The organism is Stenotrophomonas sp. yr243 (genome assembly GCF_900184195.1).
Classification (GTDB): Bacteria; Pseudomonadota; Gammaproteobacteria; order Xanthomonadales; family Xanthomonadaceae; genus Stenotrophomonas; species Stenotrophomonas lactitubi.
In genome coordinates, this window is the sequence record NZ_FXWT01000001.1 from 427153 (window position 1) to 449513 (window position 22361).

Sequence of the window (22361 nt, forward strand, 5' to 3'; positions counted from 1 at the left end):
CCATGTCGAAAGCCGCGCATCCACTGCGTCACGCCATCGCCCTGTCCGTCGCCCTTCTGCTGGCGGCCTGCTCGCAGTCACAGGTGGAGAACAGCGAAACATCCGCCGGCGATCCCGGCCATGCCAGCGGCGAGCACGGATCGTCTTCATCCGCTGGCCTGCCTGCCGGGCGTGAAGCCGCCGGTGAGGCCCGCGCCAAGGTCAAGAGCAAGGCCACCAGCCAGAGCTGCATCGATTGCCACGGTGCCGACGGCAATGCGCCGATCGATCCGACCTACCCGAAGCTGGGTGGGCAATATGGCGATTACCTGGCGCATGCGCTGCAGGCCTACCGTGCCGGTGACCGCCAGCATGCGTTGATGACACCGCAGGCGAAGGACCTGAGCGATCAGGACATCGCCGATCTGGCGGCGTACTTCGGCAGCCGCACGAGCCAGCTGCGGGATCTGCACGGGGTTAAATGACCGCCGGGCCCCCGGTGGGTGCGGAATCCGCTTTGGTGGGTGCGGACCTTGGTCCGCACTGATGCAGACATTCACGTGGGTGCGGACCGTTGGTCCGCACGGATCCGGATATCCACGCATGGCGTGGATCTACTGAGCCGGGCATGACCCGGCTCCCGCTCAGCCTTCCAGCTCTTCCCAGCGTGCGTACGCGGCATCCAGTTCAGCCTGTACCTTGGCCAGCTGCTGGGTGTGCGCGGTCACTTCGGCGCTGCTGCGCGTGTAGAACGACGGATCGTTCATCGCTGCGGTCAGGCCTTCGACATCGCCTTCGAGCTTTTCGATCGTCTTGGGCAACTGCTCCAGCTCGCGCGCTTCCTTGTAGGCAAGCTTGCGCTTGGGCGCAGCCGGTTCCGCAGCAGCCACCGGCGCAGCGACCGCGGACTTGGCCGCAGCAACCACCGCAGGCGCGGCAGCGACACTGGCGGCGTAGCGCTGCCAGTCGCTGTAGCCGCCCACGTACTCACCGATCACGCCATCGCCTTCCATCACCAAGGTGGACGTCACCACGTTGTCGATGAAGTCACGATCATGGCTGACCAGCAGCAACGTGCCGTTGTATTCGCCCAGCAGCTCTTCCAGCAGCTCCAGGGTTTCCACGTCCAGGTCGTTGGTCGGTTCGTCCATCACCAGCAGGTTGGACGGCTGCGCGAACAGCTTGGCCAGCAGCAGGCGGTTGCGCTCCCCACCGGACAGGCGGGTGATCGGCGCGCGCGCGCGCTCGGGGGTGAACATGAAGTCCTGCAGGTAGGCGTGCACGTGCTTGCGCTTGCCGTTGAACTCGAGGAAATCGCGGCCTTCGGCCACGTTCTCGATCGCGCTCCAGTCTTCGCGCAGCACTGCACGGTACTGGTCGAAGTACGCAACCTGCAGGTTGGTTCCCGCGTTGACTTCACCCTTCTGCGGCTGCAGTTCGCCCAGCAGCAGCTTCAGCAGCGTGGTCTTGCCACTGCCGTTGGGGCCGATCAGGCCGATGCGGTCGCCGCGCAGGATGGTGGTGGAAAAATCGCGGACCATCGTGCGATCGCCGAAGGCGAACGAGATGTCCTTGATGTCGATGACCTTCTTGCCCGAGCTCACGCCCTGGGCCGCTTCCATCTTGACGTTGCCACTAAGGTCGCGGCGCTCCGAACGCTCGTTGCGCATCGCCTTCAGGCGGCGCACGCGGCCTTCGTCACGGGTGCGACGCGCCTTGATGCCTTGGCGGATCCACACTTCTTCCTGCGCCAGCAGCTTGTCGAATCGCGCGTTTTCCTGCGCCTGTGCGTTGAGGCGTTCTTCGCGACGGCGCTCGTAGTTGGCCCAGTCACCCGGCCAGCTGGTGACCTGGCCGCGATCGATCTCGACGATGCGGGTGGCCAGCGCGCGCAGGAAGCGGCGGTCATGGGTGACGAACACCACGCTGCCGTTCCAGTTCTTGAGGAACATTTCGAGCCAGTCGATGGCTTCGATGTCCAGGTGGTTGGTCGGTTCGTCCAGCAGCAGCAGGTCGGGGCTGGAGACCAGCGCGCGACCGAGCAGCACGCGGCGCTTCATGCCGCCGGACAGGCGCGCGAACTCCGCGTCGCCATCGAGGTCGAGCTTGGTCAGGGTCTCGCTGACGCGCTGATCCAGGCCCCAGCCGTTGGCGGCATCGATCTTTGCCTGCACGTTGCCCAGCGCTTCGCCATCGAACACGTCGGCGTGGCTGAGGTGATGGAATTCGGCAAGCCATTGGCCCAGTTCGCCCAGGCCGTCGGCGACGACGTCGAACACGCTGCCGGCGGCGCCATGCGGCACTTCCTGCTCAAGGCGGGTCACGCGCACGCCCTGCTGCACGCGCACTTCGCCGTCATCGGGCTTGTGGTCGCCGGACAGCAGCTTGAGCAGGGTCGATTTGCCGGCGCCGTTGCGGCCGATCAGGGCAATACGCTCGCCCGGTTCGATCGACAGTTCGGCTTTTTCCAGCAACAGCGGGCCGCCGACGCTGAAGTCGACGTTTTGCAGAGTAATCAGAGGCATCCGACCATTGTAGCGGGTTGCGGGGCTGGGCCGGGCGGCGCCCGGCACCCGCGGGGCAACGGCCGCAGCAACAGCAACAGCCTGAAGCGGGCTTGCAGTGGGATGGCGGGGTGATGTGGGGCTGCAGGACACGCCGTAAACCCCTCCATGGGGGCTCGATGGCGCCATCCATGGCGCCAACGGTCCTGCAGCCCCACATCACCCCGCCTTGGACAGTTTCCCGCTGCTGTCGGTAGGTGCCGACCTTGGTCGACACAGTAGATCCACGCCATGCGTGGATGATCGCCGCAGGATCTTCCAATGGATGCAATCGACTGGATACCAGCGGACTACTCCACGTCCCCCAACAACGCCTGCAGGCCCGGCAACCACTGCTTGCCGGGGTGGCGTACCAGCCACAGCGTCCGCTGCAGCGCCGGCAGCGGGGTTTCCAGAATGCGCAGGCGGCCCAGGGCCAGGGGTTCTTCCAGGGCGTGGCGGGACAGGCAGGCCAGGCCGAGGCCGGCGATGGCGGCTTGCTTGATGGCTTCGGTGTTGCCCAGCTGCAGCGCCTGCGCGAAGCCGCGCAGATGCGGCAGCAGCGCCTGTTCAACGGCCTCGCGGGTGCCTGAACCGGGTTCGCGCAGCAGCCAACGCGCTGCGCGCAGTTCATCCAGCGACCAGCGCGGAGCCGCATCCGCCGCTGCCACGATCACCAGCGGGTCCTGCTGCCAGGCGGTCACCTGCAGCCCGCGTTCGTGGCATGGACCTTCGATCAATCCTGCATCCACGTCCAACCGTTGAACTGCCGCCACCACGCCTGCGCTGTTATCGATGCGCAGATCGACCTCGGCCTGCGGCGCCTGCCGCAGCAGTTCGGCGATACGCGGCGGCAGCAGGTAGTTGCCGATGGTGGTGCTGGCCGCCAGTACCAGCCGCAGTGGTGCGCCCTGGGCCGGGTCACCGCCCGCCGCCAACTGCCGCTCCAGATCGGCGGCATTGACCAGCAGCGCGCGCGCCGGTTCCAGCAATGCCCGGCCGTGGCCGTTCAACGCCAGGCGACGGCCGATGCGGTCGAACAGCGGCGTGCCGAAATGCGCCTCCAGTTCCTGCAGCGCGGCGCTGCTGGCCGATTGTGAGAGGGCGATGGCCTGGCCGGCGGCCGTGGTGCTGCCGTGATCGGCGATGGCGACGAAGACCTGCAGCTGGCGGAGGGTCAGGCGCACATTCAACCCGCTAGATAGGTAATTTTCACCAATATTATTCGTTTTACTGGTCAACGGTGTGAGCGCAGGCTGGCATAGCCTCTCCAGACCCTTCCACTGCCATGAACGCCCCTGCTCTCTCCTCCTGGTCCCTGCCCGCCCTGCGCCAGCGCTGGCAGCCGCGGCTGCCGGGCTTGCTGCTGGTCGGCCTGGTCGCGGCCGCTTCGCTGTATCTGGCCGAGCTGCCCTGGCTGCAGGCGCACGGCCTGAGCGCGCTGACCGTGGCGATCGTCGCTGGCATCGTGGTCGGCAACACGTTCTACCCACGGCTGGCCCCTGCCAGCACGGCGGGCGTCGGCTTCTCCAAGCATTGGCTGCTGCGCGCGGGCATCGTGCTGTACGGCCTGCGGCTGACCTTCCAGGACATCGGCCACGTCGGCATCGCCGGCGTGCTGATGGACGTACTGGTGGTGGCGAGCACCTTCGGCCTGGCCTGCTGGTTGGGCGTGCGGGTGTTCAAGATGGAGCGCGAAGCAGCCATGCTGATCGGTGCCGGCAGCGCGATCTGCGGTGCGGCCGCCGTCATGGCCGCCGAACCGGTGGTGCGCGGCCGTGCTGCGCAGGTGACGGTGGCGGTGTCGACGGTGGTGGTGTTCGGCACGGTGGCGATGTTCCTGTATCCGGCGCTGTACGCGCTGCTGCAGTCACATGGCTGGCTGGCGATGGACGCACAGCAGTACGGCCTGTTCACCGGCGCGACCGTGCACGAAGTCGCGCAGGTGGTCGCCGCCGGACGCGCGGTGAGCGAGCCGGCCGCCGATACCGCGGTCATCACCAAGATGGTGCGGGTGATGCTGCTGGCACCGTTCCTTATCGCGCTGTCGCTGTGGCTGGCGCGTGGCGGCAAGGCGGCGGACGGTGGCAAGGCCCGGATCGTGGTGCCGTGGTTCGCGTTCGGTTTCGTGGCGGTTGCCGGCCTCAATTCGCTGCACCTGCTGCCGGCCGGGCCGCAGGCAGGACTGGTGCAGCTGGATACGGTGCTGCTGGCGATGGCGATGGCCGCACTGGGCCTGACCACCCACGTCTCGGCCCTGCGCCAGGCCGGCCTGAAGCCGCTGCTGCTGGCGCTGATCCTGTTCGGCTGGCTGCTGTTCGGCGGCTTGGCGATCCACCAGGGTGTGCTGGCGGTGCTGGGCTGAGCGACCCTCCCCGCTTGCCGAGACCATCCGCAGGTCGTACAAGAACGTCCCCTGCGCTGCACTGGATGGACGCCATGAGCATCAATGACTTTCCAAACTTCCGCTACCACCCGGACCCGGTTGCGACGGGCAACGTGGGGCCGTCCACTGCTGCCTGCAGGGTCTGCCAGCAAGCGCGTGGGTACGTGTACCTGCGCGATGCCATACACGCAGGGCGCGAAGATTATTCAGAGCAGATCTGCCCTTGGTGCATTGCCGATGGCCGTGCAGCGTCGGCACTGGATGTGGCATTTGCCTGCAGTCTGGACCTCGACCAAGGCGTGCCCGAAACCGCTTTGGAAGAGCTGTCCCTGCGCACGCCAGGCTATGTCAGTTTTCAAGGGGAAAAATGGCTGGCACATTGCAGCGATGTCTGCCGCTTCCTGGGCGACGCCACCATGGAACAGGTGAGTCAGGCCTCGGCAACGACCATCGCGGCATGGTGCGCGGCCAATAGCGCCGACGAAATACTCTGGTCGGAGCTGGTCAGCGACTACGCGCCCGGTGCAGATATCGGTTTCTACACGTTCGAGTGCCTGCACTGCGGCCTGATCCAGTTCCATGTTGACGCGGCCTGAGTCTCCTCCTGCTCCTGTCCAACGTGGATCGTTAGACTTGAGGCATGCCCGCATCTCCCACCCTGCTGCCGATCCCGTTGCGCCTGCTGGATGATCGCTATGGGCCGGGCAATGTCGATGAAGCCGAAGACACGCTGATCGGGATCGTGCAGGCGGTGATGGGCGAGCAGGCAAGCTGTGCGTTCAATTTCGACACGCAGCACGCCAACCCGTGGTTCCACCAGCTGCTGCTGGAACCCAGGGCCGCTGGAAAGCCGGCCACCCCGGAGCAGTTGCAGGCGATGGCTGCGCAGCTGGAGGCCCTCGGGCTGGGCTGAGGGGACGGCCAGAGCATCCACGCATGGCGTGGATCTACTGAATTCCAAAGGCGCCGCCTCCCCCGTGGGATCCACGCCATGCGTGGATGAAGGCTGCGAGGCGGGACCGGCCGCGCGCGCAGGTACAATGCGCCATGACTGATTTCTCGACCCTGCCGCTGAGCCCGGCCCTGCAGCCCGGCCTGGATGCCCTCGGCTACACCACCCTCACGCCGATCCAGGCGCAGAGCCTGCCCGCCATCCTCGATGGCCGCGATGTCATCGCCCAAGCCCCGACCGGCAGCGGCAAGACCGCAGCCTTCGGCCTGGGCCTGCTGCAGTCCATCGACCCCAGCCTGATCCGCGTGCAGGGGCTGGTGCTGTGCCCCACCCGCGAGCTGGCGGACCAGGTGGCAAAGCAGATCCGCAAGCTGGCCACCGGCATCCCCAACCTGAAGCTGCTGCTGCTGACCGGTGGCACGCCGCTGGGCCCGCAGCTGGCGTCGCTGGAAAGCCATGATCCGCACGTGGTGGTCGGCACGCCCGGCCGCGTGCAGGAGCTGGCGCGCAAGCGCGCACTGAATCTGGGCGCCGTGCGTACGCTGGTGCTGGACGAAGCCGACCGCATGCTCGACATGGGTTTCGAAGAACCGATCCGTGAAATCGCTGGCCGTACCCACCGCGATCGCCAGAGCCTGCTGTTCTCGGCCACTTTCCCCGACACCATTCGCGCCATGGCCCGCGACCTGCTGCGCGATGCCGTGGAAGTAACCGTGGAAGGCGCCGATCAGGCGCCGGCCATCCGACACCTGTTCTGCGAAGTCGAACCGGCGCACCGGCAGAAGGCACTGGCCGGCCTGCTGCTGAAGTACACGCCCGAATCGGCCGTGGTGTTCTGCAACACCCGCAAGGACGTGGACGAAGTGGCCAACTCGCTGCAGCAGTTCGGGTTCTCCGCGCTCGCCCTGCATGGCGACATGGAGCAGCGCGACCGTGAGGAAGTGCTGCTGCGCCTGGCCAACCGTAGCTGCAACGTGCTGGTTGCCAGCGACGTCGCCGCACGCGGGCTGGATGTGGAAGAGCTGGCCGCGGTGATCAACTACGAGCTGCCGACCGACGTCGAGAGTTACCAGCACCGTGTCGGCCGTACTGGTCGTGCCGGCGCCAGTGGCTTGGCGATCAGCCTGGTGGCAGGCCGCGAAAAGAACCGCGCCGACGCCATCGAAGCGCAGCGCGGCGAGCCGCTGGACTGGCAGAAGACGCCGCTGGCGACGTCGCGCCCGGCCGAGCTGCCGCAGGCGGCGATGCGCACCCTGCGTATCGATGGCGGCAAGACCGACAAGCTGCGCGCGGGCGACATCCTCGGCGCACTCACCGGCGATGCCGGCCTGTCGGCCAAGTTCATCGGCAAGATCGCGATCTTCCCGACCCGCTCCTATGTGGCAATCGCCCGCGAGCAGGTCAACAAGGCGGTGGCGAAGCTGGAAGCCGGCAAGATCAAGGGCCGACGGTTCCGCGTGCGGATGATGTGATTGAAGGAGCGCTGCCAATCACGGTTGGCAGCGACATGACCTGGTAGTGGCCAACCTTGGTTGGCCCATCCATCCGGTGCCAACCAAGGTTGGCAGCTACCGGAATCAGAACACCAGTTCGGTGTGCAGCGGCAGATCCGCTTCCCAGCGGCCACGGCCACCCAGGCCGTCCAGCTCGACCAGCACGCCGGCGCCGACTACTTCCACGCCCAGGCGGCGCACCAGCGACAACGCAGCAACCAGCGTACCGCCGGTTGCCAGCACGTCGTCGATGATCGCCACGCGCGCACCTGCGGGCAGCGCATCGGCATGCACTTCAATGCAGTCGCTGCGGTATTCCAGGGTGTATTCCTCGCGCAGCACTTTGCCCGGCAGCTTGCCCGGCTTGCGCACCGGCACGAAGCCCACGCCAAGCTCAAGCGCCATGGCGGCGCCCAGAATGAAGCCGCGCGATTCGATGCCGACCACCGCGTCCAGCTTCTGCTCGCGCCAGCGATCGGCCATCGCTGCGATCGCGCCACGGAAGTCCTCGCTGTGCGCGAGCAGCGGCATGATGTCCTTGAACAGGATGCCCGGCTTGGGGAAGTCGGCGATGTCGCGCAGGCGCGAGGCCCACTGCGGAGCGACGATGGCGTCGGTCATGGCGATTCGGTTGTCTGATGGCGGCATAGGGTACCTGTTCCGGGCGCCGGCTGCCTGTTGAGGGGTTCGGCCGGGCTGCGCCCGGCACCTGCAGAGGCAGCAGCAACAGCCGAGGCAACAGCAACGGCGTGCATTCCGTGGGATGGCGGGGCACTGCGGGTCTGCGGGGGCGCCGTGAATCCGTCCATGGAGGCTTGGTCGCCGCATCCATGCGGCTCACACCCCGCAAACCCACAGTGCCCCGCCTTCGACAGTTTGCCGGTGGCCAGTAGATCCACGCCATGCGTGGATGAATCTCTATCGAAATCGAATATTTCGAGAATTGAACGAAGAGCATCCACGCATGGCGTGGATCTACCGTGTCGACCAAGGTCGACACCTACCCACAGCAGCGGGAATCTGTCGGAGGTGGGGCGGTGTCGGAATGCGGGGTGTCAGCCGCATGGGCCCGACGCATGCGTCGGGCGGGTTGGGCAGGACACCCAACCCCGGTCTGGCCGTGTGCGCAGGAACGCGCACACGAGCAAGCGGCTGCCAAGCCTACAAGGACGTACTTGCGGCGTCCCCGCACTCCGACACCGCCCCGCCAAACCACGGAACCCAGCTTTTGCTCTGGCTGTTGACCTGGCCTCTGCAGGTGCAGGGCGCAGCCCTGCCAAAACCCACCCTCAGGAACTGCAGGACAGCATCGAGCAGCCTGCGCGATTGTCTGCCCACGCCGGGCGCTTGCCGGCGTAATGCTCCAGCCCCGGGCGTTCGGTGTATGGATCACGCAGCACGTCCTGCAGCGCATGCACACCGCCCAGGTCTCCCTGTTCGGCGCGATCGATCGCTTCCTGTGCCAGCCAGTTGCGCAGCACATACAGCGGATTGGCTGCGCCCATCTTCGCGAACCGCTCTGGTGCCGGCAGCGGATCGGCACGCAGCCGTGCCGCGTAATCCTGCAGCCACTGCTGCAGAGGTTCCTGCACCGCGTACTCGCGCTCGGCGTCATAGAAGACTTCGGCCAGTACCCCCGCATCGGGCGCGTTGGCATCGATGCGCATCAGCGCACGCCATGCAAGCGTCATGTCCATGCCGCCGTCCTGCATCAGCTGCTGCCAGCGCTGGTAGAGCTGCAGGTCGGCATCGTCGGCCGCCGCCAGACCCAGCTTGGCCGCCACATCGCGACGGGTGCACGCAACAAAGGTCGCCTGGTAGGCGGCCAGCCCTGCCTGCAGCGGCTGCACGTCGGCGAACAACGGCGACAGCGCCTGTGCCAGACGGCTGAGGTTCCAGTACGCCACCTGCGGCTGGGTGCCGAAACGATAGCGACGCCCCTGCACATCGGTGGTGTTCGGCGTCCAGTCCGGATCAAAGTCCTCGACCCAGCCATATGGGCCATAGTCGAGGGTCAAGCCGAGCACTGAGAGGTTGTCGGTGTTCATCACCCCATGCACGAAACCGACGCGCATCCAGTGCGCGATCATCTCTGCGGTGCGCACGGCGATCTGTGCGAACCAGTCGCCATACAGCGCTTCGCCCTGCCCCTTCAGTTCCGGAAAATCTCGGGCGACGCAGGCGTCGACCATCTGCTTCAACAGTGCGGTCTCGCCACGTGAAGCGGGCAGTTCAAATGAACCAAAACGCAGGAACGAGGGCGATACCCGGCAGACGATCGCGCCGGGCTCCGCGCGCGGATGACCGTCATAGAACATGTCGCGCACCACGTCCTCGCCGGTGCCGACCAGCGACAGGGCGCGAGTAGTCGGCACGCCGAGATGATGCATCGACTCGCTGCACAGGAACTCGCGGATCGACGAGCGCAGCACCGCACGGCCGTCAGCACCGCGCGAGTACGGCGTTGGCCCGGCGCCCTTCAACTGCAGTTCCCAGTGCCTGCCATCGGCGCCGATCAACTCGCCCAGCGAGATGGCGCGGCCATCACCCAGCTGACCTGCCCAATGCCCGAACTGATGGCCTCCATAGTTGGCCGCCCACGGCTGCATGCCCGCATACAGCGCGTTGCCACCGAACACCTGGGCGAAGCCTTCATCATCGACCTGCGCAAGATCGAATCCGAGCATCCCGGCAACCTCCGGCGACCACGCCAGCAGCACCGGCGCTGCAACAGGTGTCGGCATCACCAGCGACCAGGCCGCACCCAGCACTTCGCGCCGGCGCGGGCCGGACTCGGGATCGCCCGGCAGCAGATTCAGCAGGCGGTTGTCGAACTGGGGAGCTGTGGTATCCATGAGTACAGCATGGGGGCGAGGACGGCCGTCCTCAATCGCCGCGCAGGGCCTGCAATGCCCCACCGTGCGCCTCGGCACGCTGGTAGGCCGGACGCTCACCGATGCGCTTGAGGAAGCCACGCAATGCCGGCTTGTCGTCCAGCCCGCCGCCGCGTGCGGCCGCTGCCTGGATCGGGAAGCTCATCTGGATGTCCGCGGCGGTGAAGCGCTCGCCGGCAAACCACGGGCTTTCGGCCAGATGCCGCTCCATCCAGTCCAGATGCAGGCGTCGTTGCGGGCCGACGAAACCGCGTTCGGCCTTGTCGGCGATGCTGCGGGCGATCGGCCGCGCGAAGAACGGCATCGGCGCGCTGCGGATGCGGCTCATCACCAAGGTCAGCAGCATCGGCGGCATCGCCGAGCCTTCGGCATAGTGCAGCCAGTAGCGGTAATCGATGCGCTCTTTGCCATCGGCCGGTACCGGCGACGGCGACAGCTGACGATGCACGTCGTAGCGGTCAGCCAGGTAATCGAGGATGGCGCCGGATTCGGCGAGGATGAGTTCACCGTCCTGCAGCACCGGGGCCTTGCCCAGCGGGTGCACCTGACGCAGTTCCGGCGGCGCCAGCATCGTCTTCGGGTCGCGCGGGTAGCGGCGAAGCTCGTAGTCCAGCCCCAGCTCCTCCAGCATCCACAGCACGCGCAGCGAACGGGAGTTTTCCAGATGATGGACGATGCGCATGGGGACGATCCTTGGGGAGATCTGCATCGTACCGTGCCGGGTGCATGCCCTTTGTAGAGCCGGACCTGGCTCGACGCTGCAAGAAGCCCATAACGAAAAACGCCGGGAGCTTTCGCTCCCGGCGTTCTGGCTACCAAACGGTAGCAGACGGATTAGACCGCCTGCACCTGGTCAGCCTGCATACCCTTCTGACCCTGGACGGCGACGAAGGTAACCTTCTGGCCTTCCTGCAGGGTCTTGAAGCCGGTGCCCTGGATCGCGCGGAAATGCACGAACAGGTCCGGGCCGCTTTCCGGGGTGATGAAGCCGAAGCCCTTGGCGTCGTTGAACCACTTGACAGTGCCGGTCTGACGATCAGACATATTTACTAACTCCTGAAACACATGTTGAAAAAAATCGCAGCCACCGGGTATCGGGGCCGAGACTGAGTTGCAGGCGTTGGTAAAGCGGATCGATGAGCGGATCGTGAGATCAACTGCACCAGGCCACGATTCACGGTGACCCTAGCAAACACAGTGGGCCAGACGATACGCGTGTTTTGAGCAAAAAGCGATAGCCTTGATATTCAGCGACAGACGGCCAGCCCCTAGACAGGGCAAGGGGTTGCACCAGATCGAGGCTAAACCCGGGCCCCCATTCAGGTTTTTCCTACCCTACACTGGGTAAATGACTGAAGCTGAAACCCGAGCTGAACCCCTGCTCACCCGCATCTGGGTGGACGCAGACGCCTGCCCCGTCGTCATTCGCGACATCCTGTTCCGTGCAGCTGAACGGGTCGGTGTGGAGCTGACCCTGGTCGCCAACCAGTGGATCCGAACCCCACCCTCGCGCTGGCTGCGCTCGATCCAGGTGCCGCAGGGACTGGATGTGGCTGACAGCGCCATTGTCGAGCGGGTGGCCGCCGGCGACCTGGTGGTCACCCAGGACATCCCGCTGGCCGCCCTGGTGCTGGAGAAGAAGGGCGTGGCCCTGAACCCGCGCGGCCAGCTGTACACCCCCAACAACATGGCCGAGCGGCTGTCGATGCGCAATTTCATGGAGGAACTGCGTGGCGCGGGCGTGCAGACCGGAGGACCGCCTCCTCTGGGTGCGCGCGACCGCCAGCTGTTCGCTGCCGAGCTGGACCGCTGGCTGGCGCGCCGCCCGAACAGGTGAATCCGGCCGCGCGTCAGCCGGCAACGCTCAAGGTGCGCGCACTGCGGAAGCTCCGCCGCTGGCTCGTCAGCGGATCATCGAAGGCCAGTGCCTGCGCCAGCAGCTGCAACGGCGGCTCGCCCTCACCCTGCGGCCGGTCCTGCAGCTGCGGGTAGAACCCGTCGCCCAGGATCGGCGCGCCGAGCGCCGCCATATGGACGCGCAGCTGATGCTTGCGTCCGGATTCCGGCACGAGCCGGTAGCGCCAGACCCGATCTTGCGCTTCGATGAGCTCGATACGCGTCCGTGCATTCGGCTCGCCGGGAACTTCAGCCATGCGGAAGAACGGCTCCCCTGGCTGCAGCCGGCTGTGCCGCTCCAGCGGGAACCGCAGGTCCGGCAGGGCCGGGGCCAGCGCCTCGTAAGTCTTCTCGATGCGACGCTCACGGAACAGTCGCTGGTAGGCGTCACGCGTTTCCGGCTGGGTGGAGAACAGCACAAGCCCAGCCGTCAACCGGTCCAGGCGGTGCAACGGCACCAGGTCTGTATTGCCGGTGCGTTCGATCAGGCGCGCCAACAGGGTTTCGCGCACAAAGGCACCGGCAGGAGCGGTCGGCAGGAAGTGCGGCTTGTCAGCCACCAGCAGGTGCGCGTCGTGATGCAGGATGGTCTCCACGAACGGGATCACCGGTTCGTCCGCCACTTCACGGAAGTAGCGGATCTCCAGACCCACCTGCCACGGCATGTCTGCCGCCAGCGCCCTGCCCTGTGCGTCCTGTACCCGCCCGCGCGCGAAGCGACTCTCCCATTGCAACCGATCGATGCGCGGGAAGCGCGCGCACAGCCCCTCCAGCAGGGAATCCCAGTTGCCGGGCGGCAGCTGCAGTCGGCTGGGCGTGGTCATGATGTGGTCGCGATGCCGAAGATCTGCAGGCGGCGCGGACGTGAACGGGACATACGACAGGGCAAGCCGGAAGAATCAGGGCGGCCAGCGTGCCACCGATCACGCCCTGCCGACACCCCCATACCGGACACCCCCGGGGCAAACCTCTATCATTGACGGTCTTTACCCCTCTGGATCTTCATGGCCCTCACCGCCACCATCCGCAAGGCCGAACTGCAGATCAGCGACATGGATCGCGGCTACTACGCGACCCACAACCTGACCCTGGCCCAGCATCCGTCTGAAACCGACGAACGCCTGATGGTGCGCCTGCTCGCCTTCGCGCTGAACGCTGGCGACCGCCTGGAGTTCGGCCGCGGCCTGAGCACCGACGATGAGCCGGACCTGTGGGAACACGACTACACCGGCGACATCCTGCAGTGGATCGACCTCGGCCATCCGGACGAGTCGCGCATCCGCAAGGCCAGCAACCGCAGCCGACAGGTGCAGGTGGTCAACTACGGCGGCAACGCGTCGGACATCTGGTGGCAGAAGCAGAGCAAGGGCCTGGCCCGCTTCGACAATCTGTCGGTGGTCGACCTGGACGGCGGATTCGTCGATCTGTGGGGCCAGCAGATCCAGCGTGCGATGCGCTGGAGCGTGCTGATCCAGGACGCCGAAGTGCAGCTGCTCAACGATCAGATGCAGCTGGACGTGATCCCCAACTGGCGAAAGCGCGCCAAGGCATGAGCACGATCCGCTGCGACGTGCTGGTGATCGGTGCCGGCGCAGCCGGGCTGATGACCGCGATCACGGCGGGCCAGCGAGGCCGGCATGTGCAGGTGATCGACCACGCCAACAAGATCGGCAAGAAGATCCTGATGTCCGGCGGTGGCCGCTGCAACTTCACCAACACCGGCACCACCCCGGCCAACTTCCTGTCGGCCAATCCGCATTTCTGCAAGTCGGCGCTGGCGCGTTATTCGCCCTACCACTTCATCGAGATGGTCGAGCGCCACGGCATCGCCTATCACGAAAAAGAGCTGGGCCAGCTGTTCTGCGATGTCTCGTCCAAGCAGATCGTGAAGATGCTGGTGGACGAGTGCCAGCAGGCCGGCGTGCAGATCCGCACGCAGTGCAGTGTCGAGCGCATCGAACACGGTACTGACGGCTTCCGCGTGCAGACCACACACGGCCTGTTCCATTGCGCCTCGCTGGTAGTCGCCACCGGCGGCCTGTCCATTCCCAGCCTGGGTGCAACCGGGTTCGGCTATGAGATCGCGCGCCAGTTCGGCCACCAGCTGCTGCCGACCCGCGCCGGCCTGGTGCCGTTGACCCTCAGCGGCACCCACCAGGAGCGCCTGGCCGAGCTCAGCGGCGTCGCCCTGCCGGTCGAGGCCAGCTGCAATGGCACCAGCTTCCGCAACTTCATGCTGCTGACCCATCGTGGCGTCAGTGGCCCGGCCATCCTGCAGATTTCCTCGTTCTGGCAACCCGGTGACGCGCTGTCGCTGGATCTGCTGCCCGGCCAGGATGCCGCCGAATGGCTGCGCCAGATGAAGCGCGAACGCCCCGCCGCGGAACTGCGTACGGTGCTGGGCGATGTGCTGCCCAAACGACTGGCGCAGCGCCTGTGCGAGCACTGGCTGCCCGACCGCCCGGTACGTCAGCTGGACGAGCCGGACCTGCGCAAGGCGGCACAGGTGCTTTCAGCATTCCCGCTGGTGGCCAGCGGCACCGAGGGCTACCGCACCGCCGAAGTCACCCTTGGCGGTGTCGATACCAATGAGGTCTCGTCGTCGACGCTGGAATCCAAGCGCGTGCCCGGCCTGCATTTCGTCGGCGAGGTGCTGGACGTGACCGGCTGGCTGGGCGGCTACAACTTCCAGTGGGCCTGGGCCAGCGGGCACGCGGCCGGCTGCGTGGTGTGAACCGCATCGCCGTTCCGGGCACGCAAGCGTTGCGCGCATGGACGCGCCGCCACGCATCGTGTATCTAGATTTGCAGATTGGGGAGCAGTGCATGCAGAACGCGAACGACATCACCATCCGCCTGCTGATCGTCGATGACAGCGGCGAGAACGCCGAAGCCATCGTCAGCACCCTGCGCAACAGCGGCATCGCCGTGCGCCCATGGCGCCCGCAGGACTCGGCCGAGCTGTCGCAGGTACTGGCCAGCCAGGCGATCGACCTGGTGCTGGCTGCGCCCTCGCAGAGCATCCCGCTGCCACTGGTGGCCCAGCACATCGCCGCCAGCGGCAAGGACATCCCGCTGGTGTTGCTGGCCGAGCGCATCGACGAGGATGAACTGGTACAGGCCAGCAGCAACGGCGTTCGCGCCCTCGCCCTGCGCCAGCGCGCCGAACACCTGCTGGCAGTGGTCCGCGACCAGTGGGTCGACCTGCAGGCACGCCGCGGCCTGCGCCGGATCGAGGCGCAGATGCGCGAGACCGAGCGTCGCTGCGACGCGCTGATCGCCTCGTCGCGTGAACCGATTGCCTACGTCCATGAAGGCATGCACATCCGTGCCAATGATGCCTACCTGGAAATGTTCGGTTACGAGGATTTCGAGGAGGTCGAAGGCATCTCGCTGCTGGACATGGTCGCCGCCCAGCACGTGGATGATTTCAAGCAGCTGCTGAAGTCACTCAGCCGTGGCGAAGCGCCACCACCGCAGTACCAGCTCGACGCCCGCCACCAGGATGGCAACGCCTTCCCGGCGACGATGGAGTTCACCGCAGCCACCTACGAGGGCGAATCCTGCCTGCAGGTGGTGTTCCGCCGGCGCATGGAATTCGACCCGGAGCTGGCACGCGAGGTCGAAGACCTGCGCCAGCGCGACCAGGTCACCGGCCTGCTCAACCGCCCGACCTTCATGCTGCAGGTCGAGGACGCGGTTGCACAGGCGGGGCGCAGCGAGGGTCAGTTCGGCCTGCTGATGGTCGAACCGGATCATTACGCACGTCTGATCCCGGATATCGGACTGGCCTCGGCCGACGCCCTGATCGGCGCCCTCGCCGCCTTGCTGGCCGAGGTCGTTGGCGAGGATGCGCAGCTGGCCCGTTTCGGCGAACACAGTTTCGCCGTGCTGCAGTCCGGCCCCTATGCGCAGACCGTGGCACTGGCCGAGCGCATCCGTGAAGCCTACGCCGCGCACGTCTTCAGCATCGGTGCGCGCTCGGCCACGGTGACCGTCAGCATTGGCGGGGTGCAGGTGGGCGAGAAGATCGCCAGCATCGGCCAGGTGCTGGCGCGCGCCAGTGAATGTACACAGGCCGCTGCCGCGCTCGGCAATACCTGCCGCATCTTCGACCCGGCCGCTGTCGATCGCGTGGAAGAAGAGCGCGTGCAGCGCTGGGTCGCACGTATCCGCGAGGCTTTGGCAGGCGATGGCTTCCAGCTGCATTACCAGCCGGTGCTGAACCTGCAGGGCGAGTCGCTGGAGCTGTATGAAGCCTACCTGCGGCTGGAACACAACGGAGAGCTGCTGAGCCCGACCGCCTTCCTCGGCATCGCCGAAGAACACGGCCTGCTGGCGGACATCAACCGCTGGGTCGTCTCGCAGGCGATCGCGGTACTGGGCGCGCGTGCGCGCGAGGGGCATCCGACGCAGATACTGGTGAAGGTCACGCCGGAATCGTTCGATGATCCGAAGATGATCGCCACGCTGCGCCAGCAGTTGCAGGCACACGGCGTACCGGGCGAACGCCTGTGGCTGCATGCGCCAGAGTCAAAGGTGTTCACGCACCTGCGCAGCGCCCAGCAGTTCCTGGCGGAAGTGGCACCGCTCGGCTGCCGGATTGGTCTGGAGCAGTTCGGCTCGGGCCTGGATTCGTTCCAGCTGCTGGCCCACTTCCAGCCGCAGTTCCTCAAGCTCGATCGCGGCTTCACCAGCGACCTGGCCGCCACCCGCGAGAACATCGACCGGGTCAGTCAGATCACCGCACGCGCGCAGGAAGCCGGCATCCGCACCATCGCCGAGTTCGTCAGCGACGCCAACTCGATGACACTGCTGTTCAGTGCCGGCGTGGACTACGTGCAGGGCGATTTCGTCGGCCCGGCAGCGCCGACGATGAACTTCGAGTTCAGTTGACGCCTCTCTGTAGAGCCGAGCCATGCTCGGCTGCAGGGTCCAAGCGAAGAGCAGCCGAGCATGGCTCGGCTCTACAGAAACAGAAGGCCGGCTTTCGCCGGCCTTCTTCGATCAGGTCAGATCGACCAGATTGTCGATCTTCACGTCCGGGTTGACGTCGGCTTCGTAGTCGACGCCTTCGACACCGAAACCGAACAGACGCAGGAAATCGGCCTTGTAGCCGGCGAGATCGCTGATCTCGTACAGGTTCTCATTGGTCACCTGCGGCCACAGCGCCAGCACCTCACCCTGCACGTCAGCCGCCATTTCCTTGTAATCGGCGCGCAGGCGACCTTCTTCATCGATCAGCGCGACGGTGTGGCCATCGCCATCAACCAGATCGTGGCGCAGGCGATCGACCGCAACGCCATCGGCCTTGGCGCCGTACAGGATGTCGTACAGCACGTCGAGCTGCTCGATGCAGCCTTCGTGGGTGCCCTTCGCCTTCATCACCTTGAACAGCAGCGACAGGTACAGCGGCATGGTCGGAATGGCCGAGCTGGCCTGGGTCACCACTGCCTTCAGCACCGACACGCGCGCATCGCCGCCGATCTTGGCCAGCTTCTCGCGCAGACCCAGCACCTTGTCGTCCAGATCCTTCTTGGCGGCACCGATGGAGCCGTTCCAGTAGATCGCCTGGGTGATCTCTTCGCCCACGTAGGTGAAGGCCGTGGTGGTGCAACCATTGGCCAGCACGCCGGCATCGGCCAGCGCGTCGATCCACATCTGCCAGTCCTCACCGCCCATGACCGCGACGGTACCGGCGATTTCTTCCGGAGTCGCCGGCTGCAGGTGGGTTTCGGTCAGCACTTCCTTGTCGGTATCCAGACCACGCAGGGTGATCGGCTCGCCGATCGGCTTCAGCGTGGAGCTGATGATCTCGCCGGTCTTGGGATGCTTGCGGCGCGGCGCAGCCAGGCTGTAGACCACCTGATCGACCTGACCGAGGTCGGCCTTGATCATCTCGATGGTCTTCGCCTTCACCTCGTCGGAGAACGCATCGCCGTTGATGCTCTTGGCATACAGACCCGCTTCGTCGGCGTACTTGTGGAACGCCGCGGAGTTGTACCAGCCCGCCGTGCCCGGCTTGGTTTCACTGCCCGGGCGCTCGAAGAAGATACCCAGGGTTGCAGCGCCACTGCCGAAGGCGGCGGTGATGCGCGCGGCCAGGCCATAGCCAGTCGAGGCGCCGATCACCAGTACGCGCTTGGGGCCGTTCTGGATCGGCGGGCGCGCACGGATGTAGTCGATCTGCTGCTTGACGGCGGCGTCGCAGCCGGTCGGATGGGTGGTGACGCAGATGAAGCCGCGGACGCGCGGTTTGATGACCATGAAGACCTCGGGTTGGCAGATGCGGCGCACAGGGCGCTCAGCAGGAATACGGGCACGCGTGTGCGCGCGAACCGCAGGATCGTAGTGCGCAGGGGCCGATTGCACAACCGACGCTGCCGTAGGGTGGTGGTGTTTTGCAGGGTTGCACCCTGCACCTGCTGCAATCAACGGCAACGTCAAAAGCCGGCTATCCGTGGGGTGGCGGGGTGGGTCCGGTTGCGGGGGACGCCGTAAATACGTCCCTGTAGGCTTGGCCGCGGCATCCATGCCGCGGACACCCCCGCAACCGGACCCACCCCGCCTTCGACAGTTTTCTGCGATCTGTCGGGACTGCTCTCGGGGTCAGATCCGTTTTCCGAAGGAAAACGGATCTGACCCCAGAATTGTTTCGATGTCTGACAGATGTGTCGACCAAGGTCGACACCTACCCACAGCCGTGGGGATCTGTCAGAGGTGGGGCGGTGTCGGATTGCGGGGTGTCAGCCGCATGGATGCGGCTGACAAGCTTACAGGGACGTACTTGCGGCGTCCCCGCAATCCGACACCGCCCCGCCCACCCACGGAATGCCCGCTGTTGATGTTGCTGTTGCTGTTGCCTCTGCAGGTGCAGGGCGCAGCCCTGCCAACAAAAAACCCCGCTTGCGCGGGGTTCTCTGTGTACTGCGTGCAGTAGAGGCTTAGGGACGACGCGCCAGAGCCTCGACGTCCTTGGCTTTGGGCAGCAGGTCCTGCTTGGTCACGCGCAGGGCACCGACAGTCAGCATCGGCACCGCCACCAGGATCGAGGACAGCACCACGATCACCGCACCGATCATGTGCGTCTCGGCCAGGCCTTCCATCGAGCTGCCGCCGTACATGTACAGGGCCAGCGCAGACAGGAAGAACATCACCGCAGTGATCACCGTACGCGACAGTGTCTGGTTGATCGAACGGTTCAGCACTTCCATCGGCTCCACGCGCAGGCTGCGGAAGTTCTCGCGGACACGGTCGAACACCACGATGATGTCGTTGATCGCAAAACCCATCACCGACAGCAGGCCGGCCAGCACGGTCAGGTCGAACTCACGGCCGAGCAGCGACACGTAGGCCACCGTCACGATCAGGTCGAACATGGCCACGATGCTGGCGGTAACCGCGAACTTCCATTCGAAGCGCACCGCGATGTAGATCAGGAAGCCGGCCAGCATGAAGATGGTGGCGTACAGGCCATTCATCGCCAGGTCCTTGCCGATCTGCGGACCAACGAACTCGTTGCGCAGCACGGTGGCCTGGTTGTCCGCCGAAGAAACCGCCTTGACCACGGCCGCAGCAGTGGCCTTGTCCTCGGCAGAGGCGCCACCGGTACCCGGAGCATGTTCACCGTGCGGGGCCAGGCGGATCAGCAGGTCGGTGTTGCCACCGACGCTCTGTACCTGGGCGCCGTCGAAGCCGTTCTGCTCAAGCTTGCTGCGGACATCCTCGACGTCCACCGCGTGTTCGAAGCGGGCTTCGATCAGGGTGCCGCCGGTGAAGTCCAGAGCGTAGTTGAAGCCCTTGAAGCCGATGATGCCGATCGATGCCAGGAACACGATGATCGTGACGACCATCGCGACATGGCGCCAGCGCATGAAGTCGATCTTGGTATCGTTCGGGAGGATGTGCAGCGGAAACAGTTTCATGTGCGTGTCGTCCCGTCAGATGGCCACGTTCTGGAGCTTCTTGCGACGGCCGTAGATCAGCGTCGCCAGTGCACGCGATACGGTGATCGCGGTGAACATGGAAGCGAAAATACCGATGATCATGGTCAGCGCGAAGCCCTTCAGCGGACCGGTACCGAATGCGAACAGCGCCACACCGACGATCAGGCCGGTCAGGTTGGCGTCGAGGATGGTGCCCGATGCCCGCTCGTAACCGGTCACGATCGCGGTCTTGCCCGGCACGCCGGCACGCAGCTCTTCACGGATACGTTCGTTGATCAGCACGTTGGCGTCGACCGACAGGCCGACCGACAACGCCAGGCCGGCAAAGCCCGGCAGGGTCATGGTCGCGCCGAACAGCGACATCACCGCCACCACGATCAGCAGGTTGAACAGCATCGCGACCGAGGTGATCAGGCCGAACATGCGGTAGTAGATGGTGAAGAACACCAGGGTGAACATGAACGCGTAAACCACCGCGGTGATGCCGTTCTTGACGTTCTCAGCACCCAGGCTCGGGCCGACCACGCGCTCTTCGACAAAGTCCATCGGTGCTGCCAGCGAGCCCGACTTCAGCAGCTTGGCCAGGTCTTCGGCTTCCTTCTTCTGCAGACCGGTGGTCTGGAAGTTCTTGCCGAACACGCCGTTGATGTTGGCCACCGAGATGACTTCCTCGTTGACCTTGAAGCCACGCACTTCCTGGCCGTCGACGACGGTCACGGTCGGCACGCGTTCGGTGTACACCACCGCCATCGGCTTGTTCACGTTGGCGCTGGTGAAGTCGAACATGCGCTGGCCACCGACATTGTTCAGCGTCACGCTGACTGCCGGGGTGCCACTGGTGGAGTCGGTCACCGCCTGCGCGGCCACCATCTGGTCACCGGTGACGATCACGCGCTTGTTCAGCAACACCGGGCCGCCGTTGTCACGGCGCTGGTAGACCTTGGCTTCCGGCGGGATACGGCCCGACGCGATGGCATCCTGCGCGTTGCCATCCACCACAGCCCGGTATTCCAGGGTGGCGGTAGCACCGATCATGCGCTTGGCTTCGGCGGTGTCCTGCACGCCCGGCAGCTGAACCACCACGCGGTCGGCGCCCTGGCGCTGGATGATCGGCTCGGACACGCCGAGCTGGTTCACGCGGTTGCGCAGGGTGTTGATGTTCTGCTCGATGGCGCCGTTGGCGATCTGCGCGATCTCGGCTTCCGGAATGGAGACCGTGATGCGGTTGCCGCTGACGTCGTAGCCGAGGGTCGGCTGCGCCTTGGCCAGCGCGGCGCGGGCACGGGTACCGGCATCTTCGCCGGCCGACGGGCTCAGGTTGGCGACGATGGTGTTGTCGGCACGACGCTCGACCGACTGGTAGGCGATGCGCGCATCACGCAGGGTGCTGCGCACGTCTTCGGTGTAGGCGTCCAGACGCTTGTCCAGCGCAGCCTTCTGGTCGACCTGCAGCACGAAGTGCACGCCGCCCTGCAGGTCCAGGCCCAGCACCATCGGGCGACCGCCGAGCTTGGCCAGCCAGTCCGGCACGGTCGAGGCCAGGTTCAGGGCCACCGTGTAGTTCTCACCCACGCTGTCACGCAGCGCATCACTGGCGGCGGACTGCGACTTCAGGTCCGACAGGCGGACGATCAGGCTGTCCCCTTCCTTCTCTGCGCCGAGCGTGGTGACACCGGCCTTCTTCAGGTCGGCCAGCACACGGTCACGCAGCGCATCGTCGACCTGGCCGCCACGGTTGGCGGTGATCTGGATGGCCGGGTCCTTCTGGTAGATGTTGGGCAGTGCGTACAGCGCGCTGAGCGCCAGTACGATCACGATGACGACGTACTTCCAGCGTGGAAATTCGAGCATTGCTTGGGTCCCGCGCGGCGCCATCCCCGGCGCCGCGGTTGTGCTTCAGAAAGGGAGTGGCTTACTTGGCCGAATCCAGGGTGCCGGTCGGCAGCACGCTGCCGACAGCGCCCTTCTGCACGCGGATGCGCACGTTCTCGGCCACTTCGACGGTGACGAAGTTGTCGCCGATATCGGTGACCTTGCCGGCGATGCCGCCGTTGGTCAGCACTTCGTCGCCGCGCTTGATCTTCTCCAGCATGGACTTGTGCTCCTTCTGCCGCTTCATCTGCGGGCGGATCATCAGGAAGTACATGATGGCGATCAGGATGATCGGGAACAGCAGCGTGGTCAGGCCCATGCCCTGCGGTTGGCCGCCAGCGGCCTGGGCGTGGGCGGCGGGAATCAGGAAGGCAAGCAGGTTCATCGTTGGTCCTTTGGTT

Annotated in this window: 20 protein-coding genes; 9 read left to right on the forward strand and 11 right to left on the reverse strand. The window is 65.7% G+C overall.

All coding sequences use genetic code 11. The features are described 5' to 3' along the window. Positions 1 to 2: 2 nt before the first annotated feature. Positions 3 to 464 (forward strand): cytochrome c, encoded by a 462-nt coding sequence (locus QOL57_RS01975; RefSeq protein ID WP_089240510.1) that lies wholly within the window; start codon positions 3 to 5, stop codon positions 462 to 464. Between the two features lie 159 nt (positions 465 to 623). On the opposite strand, the gene QOL57_RS01980 is transcribed toward QOL57_RS01975, so the two are convergent. Continuing rightward, positions 624 to 2504: an ATP-binding cassette domain-containing protein gene (locus QOL57_RS01980; protein ID WP_089240508.1), complete on the reverse strand. Its 1881-nt coding sequence runs from the start codon at positions 2502 to 2504 to the stop codon at positions 624 to 626. Between the two features lie 329 nt (positions 2505 to 2833). Further along, positions 2834 to 3709 (reverse strand): LysR family transcriptional regulator, encoded by an 876-nt coding sequence (locus tag QOL57_RS01985; protein ID WP_089241272.1) that lies wholly within the window; start codon positions 3707 to 3709, stop codon positions 2834 to 2836. Between the two features lie 101 nt (positions 3710 to 3810). Between QOL57_RS01985 and QOL57_RS01990 the strand changes: the two genes are divergently transcribed. The 4 genes from QOL57_RS01990 to dbpA all read left to right on the forward strand — a co-directional run bounded on the left by QOL57_RS01990 (position 3811) and on the right by dbpA (position 7332). Beyond that, positions 3811 to 4887, forward strand: coding sequence for a YeiH family protein (locus QOL57_RS01990; protein ID WP_089240506.1), 1077 nt, complete (start codon positions 3811 to 3813; stop codon positions 4885 to 4887). Between the two features lie 74 nt (positions 4888 to 4961). After that, the gene (locus QOL57_RS01995; protein WP_157803072.1) at positions 4962 to 5504 is read left to right on the forward strand and encodes a CbrC family protein; all 543 of its coding nucleotides are present in this window, start codon (positions 4962 to 4964) and stop codon (positions 5502 to 5504) included. A gap of 44 nt (positions 5505 to 5548) precedes the next feature. Then, positions 5549 to 5821 (forward strand): hypothetical protein, encoded by a 273-nt coding sequence (locus tag QOL57_RS02000; RefSeq protein ID WP_089240502.1) that lies wholly within the window; start codon positions 5549 to 5551, stop codon positions 5819 to 5821. Positions 5822 to 5955: 134 nt separating this feature from the next. Continuing rightward, complete coding sequence (gene dbpA, locus QOL57_RS02005) at positions 5956 to 7332, forward strand: ATP-dependent RNA helicase DbpA (RefSeq protein ID WP_089240500.1); 1377 nt, start codon at positions 5956 to 5958, stop codon at positions 7330 to 7332. A gap of 105 nt (positions 7333 to 7437) precedes the next feature. Here dbpA and QOL57_RS02010 read toward each other — a convergent pair whose 3' ends face one another. The 4 genes from QOL57_RS02010 to QOL57_RS02025 all read right to left on the reverse strand — a co-directional run bounded on the left by QOL57_RS02010 (position 7438) and on the right by QOL57_RS02025 (position 11291). After that, positions 7438 to 7974, reverse strand: coding sequence for an adenine phosphoribosyltransferase (locus QOL57_RS02010; RefSeq protein WP_089241270.1), 537 nt, complete (start codon positions 7972 to 7974; stop codon positions 7438 to 7440). Between the two features lie 668 nt (positions 7975 to 8642). After that, positions 8643 to 10208 carry a YdiU family protein gene (locus QOL57_RS02015; protein WP_089240498.1) on the reverse strand — a complete coding sequence of 522 codons (1566 nt, stop codon included), beginning with the start codon at positions 10206 to 10208 and terminating at the stop codon, positions 8643 to 8645. A 31-nt stretch (positions 10209 to 10239) separates the two neighbouring features. Beyond that, positions 10240 to 10929: a glutathione S-transferase gene (locus QOL57_RS02020; protein ID WP_089240496.1), complete on the reverse strand. Its 690-nt coding sequence runs from the start codon at positions 10927 to 10929 to the stop codon at positions 10240 to 10242. Between the two features lie 152 nt (positions 10930 to 11081). Continuing rightward, positions 11082 to 11291 carry a cold-shock protein gene (locus QOL57_RS02025; RefSeq protein WP_025875108.1) on the reverse strand — a complete coding sequence of 70 codons (210 nt, stop codon included), beginning with the start codon at positions 11289 to 11291 and terminating at the stop codon, positions 11082 to 11084. A 304-nt stretch (positions 11292 to 11595) separates the two neighbouring features. On the opposite strand from QOL57_RS02025, the gene QOL57_RS02030 reads away from it, so the two are divergent. Then, the gene (locus QOL57_RS02030; RefSeq protein ID WP_089240494.1) at positions 11596 to 12084 is read left to right on the forward strand and encodes a YaiI/YqxD family protein; all 489 of its coding nucleotides are present in this window, start codon (positions 11596 to 11598) and stop codon (positions 12082 to 12084) included. Positions 12085 to 12097: 13 nt separating this feature from the next. Here QOL57_RS02030 and QOL57_RS02035 read toward each other — a convergent pair whose 3' ends face one another. Continuing rightward, positions 12098 to 12967 (reverse strand): pseudouridine synthase, encoded by an 870-nt coding sequence (locus QOL57_RS02035; RefSeq protein ID WP_089240492.1) that lies wholly within the window; start codon positions 12965 to 12967, stop codon positions 12098 to 12100. A gap of 180 nt (positions 12968 to 13147) precedes the next feature. Between QOL57_RS02035 and QOL57_RS02040 the strand changes: the two genes are divergently transcribed. From QOL57_RS02040 to QOL57_RS02050, 3 genes are all read left to right on the forward strand, one after another. Further along, the gene (locus QOL57_RS02040; protein ID WP_033830883.1) at positions 13148 to 13696 is read left to right on the forward strand and encodes a YaeQ family protein; all 549 of its coding nucleotides are present in this window, start codon (positions 13148 to 13150) and stop codon (positions 13694 to 13696) included. Beyond that, the gene (locus QOL57_RS02045) at positions 13693 to 14877 is read left to right on the forward strand and encodes an NAD(P)/FAD-dependent oxidoreductase (RefSeq protein WP_089240490.1); all 1185 of its coding nucleotides are present in this window, start codon (positions 13693 to 13695) and stop codon (positions 14875 to 14877) included. Before QOL57_RS02040 ends, QOL57_RS02045 begins: the two co-directional genes overlap by 4 nt. A gap of 91 nt (positions 14878 to 14968) precedes the next feature. Next, the gene (locus tag QOL57_RS02050) at positions 14969 to 17038 is read left to right on the forward strand and encodes an EAL domain-containing protein (protein WP_089241268.1); all 2070 of its coding nucleotides are present in this window, start codon (positions 14969 to 14971) and stop codon (positions 17036 to 17038) included. A gap of 111 nt (positions 17039 to 17149) precedes the next feature. Here the strand turns inward: QOL57_RS02050 and fabV are convergent, their stop codons facing one another. From fabV to yajC, 4 genes are all read right to left on the reverse strand, one after another. Beyond that, on the reverse strand, positions 17150 to 18409 hold the full coding sequence (gene fabV / locus QOL57_RS02055; protein ID WP_089241266.1) for an enoyl-ACP reductase FabV: 1260 nt from the start codon (positions 18407 to 18409) through the stop codon (positions 17150 to 17152). 677 nt (positions 18410 to 19086) lie between these two features. After that, positions 19087 to 20067 carry a protein translocase subunit SecF gene (gene secF / locus QOL57_RS02060; RefSeq protein ID WP_089240488.1) on the reverse strand — a complete coding sequence of 327 codons (981 nt, stop codon included), beginning with the start codon at positions 20065 to 20067 and terminating at the stop codon, positions 19087 to 19089. 15 nt (positions 20068 to 20082) lie between these two features. Further along, the gene (gene secD / locus QOL57_RS02065) at positions 20083 to 21939 is read right to left on the reverse strand and encodes a protein translocase subunit SecD (RefSeq protein ID WP_089240486.1); all 1857 of its coding nucleotides are present in this window, start codon (positions 21937 to 21939) and stop codon (positions 20083 to 20085) included. A 61-nt stretch (positions 21940 to 22000) separates the two neighbouring features. Beyond that, on the reverse strand, positions 22001 to 22345 hold the full coding sequence (gene yajC / locus QOL57_RS02070; RefSeq protein WP_089240484.1) for a preprotein translocase subunit YajC: 345 nt from the start codon (positions 22343 to 22345) through the stop codon (positions 22001 to 22003). Between the last annotated feature and the right edge of the window lie 16 nt (positions 22346 to 22361).